General features: G+C 66.4%; 3 protein-coding genes. 2 read left to right on the top strand and 1 reads right to left on the bottom strand.

Features of this window, described 5'->3' with window-relative positions:
* Positions 1 to 38 precede the first annotated feature (38 nt).
* Positions 39 to 491: a GNAT family N-acetyltransferase gene (locus C1I93_RS30315; RefSeq protein ID WP_111246657.1), complete on the top strand. Its 453-nt coding sequence runs from the start codon at positions 39 to 41 to the stop codon at positions 489 to 491.
* 66 nt (positions 492 to 557) lie between these two features.
* On the opposite strand, the gene C1I93_RS30310 is transcribed toward C1I93_RS30315, so the two are convergent.
* A complete protein-coding gene (locus tag C1I93_RS30310) occupies positions 558 to 824 on the bottom strand; it encodes a hypothetical protein (protein ID WP_146603613.1) in 267 nt (88 codons plus the stop codon).
* 362 nt (positions 825 to 1186) lie between these two features.
* Between C1I93_RS30310 and C1I93_RS30305 the strand changes: the two genes are divergently transcribed.
* Positions 1187 to 1963 (top strand): helix-turn-helix domain-containing protein, encoded by a 777-nt coding sequence (locus tag C1I93_RS30305; RefSeq protein ID WP_111246655.1) that lies wholly within the window; start codon positions 1187 to 1189, stop codon positions 1961 to 1963.
* The last annotated feature ends 124 nt before the right edge of the window (positions 1964 to 2087 follow it).

Raw genomic sequence — 2087 nt, 5'->3', positions numbered from 1 at the left:
AGAGGTGTATAAGAGACAGGCTGTGGGACGCTCACCTGATGAGCGACGTGATCTTCCGTGAGGCGGTCCGGGCGGACCTGCCGGCTGTGCTCGATCTGCTCGCCGACGACGTGCTGGGACGTACCCGCGATGTCGGCGAGGTCGACGCCACCTACGAGAAGGCCTTCGCCGACATCACCACCGATCCGCGTAACCAGCTTGTCGTCGCCGAGGCGGGTGGCGAGGTGATCGGCTGCATGCAGCTCACCTACATCCCGGGGCTGGGGCGACACGGCAGCGAGCGGCAACTGATCGAGGCGGTACGGATCCGCTCGGACCGACGCGGTCAGGGCCTCGGTCGGCAGATGATCACGTGGGCGATCGACCAAGCCAGGCAGCGTGGCTGCGGGCTGGTGCAGCTCACCACCGACAAGCTGCGCCGGGACGCGCACCGGTTCTATCTCGGCCTCGGCTTCGTCGCCAGCCACGAAGGCATGAAGCTCGGCCTCTGACCGGTCGCAGCACCCGGCACCCAGGCCAACCAAGATCGCCAGGTGCCCATCGCTGACCGGTCACCGTCACAACGCCCCGGATGTCAGTCGAGGTCGTCCGACCTCGCAGTCCAGCACGTTGGCCCAGAAGCTGGTCAGCACCGCAAGGCTCGAACCGTGGGTGATGGTCCGGCAGGAGTTGCGGACCAGCCAGAAGTTCCCCTCGGGAAAGAGGACCACCCAGCCGATCGGCCCGTCGTCCTCCGTCGCGAGCACCAGCAGTTCCGGCTGACGGTCCACCTCGATCTCGGGCAGCGCCGCCACGTCGACGGAATGCTCCTTCGCCGCGCTCACCGCTGGTACCCGCGGCCGCACCGCTGCGGTGCGTACCGCTGCGCCGGTCTGCGCGACGGGCGCAGCGGCGGCTGGCCCACCCGGCCGGCACCGCCCGGATCCGCAGCCTCCGTGCCGGCAGCAGCGGACCGGCTCACCACGTCGATCGGCTCATTCCTGCGCTGGAACCACTTCCACCGCGCCATCCCAGACCTCCAATGATCGCTGGCAGGTACCCCGCTATCAGCCACGATCGGTCGTCTGGCCGATCGAATGCAACGTCTCATTCAAAGAATCGTCGAACGAGACTTGCAATGCATCGTCCAGCACCTCAACCTGTTCAAGTTGAGACACCTTGCCAGATCGAGTTGAGACGAGCCGGCATGAGCGAAATTGGATCTTCAGTGCCCCGTCGGCAGTTGGGCCGGCTGCTGCGTCAGGCCAGAGAAGAAGCGGGCATCAACCTTGAGGCTGCGGCCAAAGACCTCGAATGGTCGCGCGCCAAGATGTACCGCCTGGAGAGCGGGCAGAGTTCGCTTCGGACCCATGATGTGGCACTGATGTGCCAGCACTACGGCACGTCCGCCGAGCTGACTGAGGTCATGGTGAGCCTGGCCCGCGAAAGCAAGAGCCGTGGATGGTGGCACGCTTACGGTGAGGCCATCCCCGCATGGTTCGAGCTGTACGTCGGGTTGGAGGCGGCGGCCCGGCGCATCCGTCAGTTCGAGCCATCGCTGATCCCCGGGTTGCTCCAGACCGCTGACTACGCCTCGGCCATCTTCAGCGCGAAGGCCGGTCGCAGCCCAGACGAGGTGGCCCAGAAGGTCGCGCTGCGTTTGGAGCGCCAAAAACTTCTTACCCGCCGCAGCCCGAAAGCCCCGGTCTTCGAGGCCATCGTCGACGAGGCGGTGATTCGCCGCCCCCTCCCGGACGTGGACGCCTGGCGTAGCCAACTCGCTCACCTGGTGAACGCCGCGCAGCGACCCAACGTCTCGGTCCGGGTGCTGCCGCTCAGCATCGGACCGCGGCTGGCCTCGGTTGCCGGCTCGTTCATCGTGCTGGACTTTCCAGCGGTGGGCACCCGCCCGGCAGAGCCTTCGACCGTCTACAGCGAGTCGTTGACCGGCAGCCTCTACCTCGACAAAACGACAGAGGTGTGAGGTTCCCCCCGGGATGTGGACACCGGGTTATGCCGCGATCTGATGCAGCGTAGTCGGTGTGAGGGTCTGTTCGTAGTCGGTGGGGCTGAGGTAGCCGAGTGCGGAGTGGCGGCGGCGGTGGTTG

The organism is Micromonospora endophytica (genome assembly GCF_003236305.1).
GTDB lineage: Bacteria > Actinomycetota > Actinomycetes > Mycobacteriales > Micromonosporaceae > Micromonospora > Micromonospora endophytica.
Note: the sequence above shows the minus strand (reverse complement) of the source record. Positions and strands in the feature narration are given on the sequence as shown.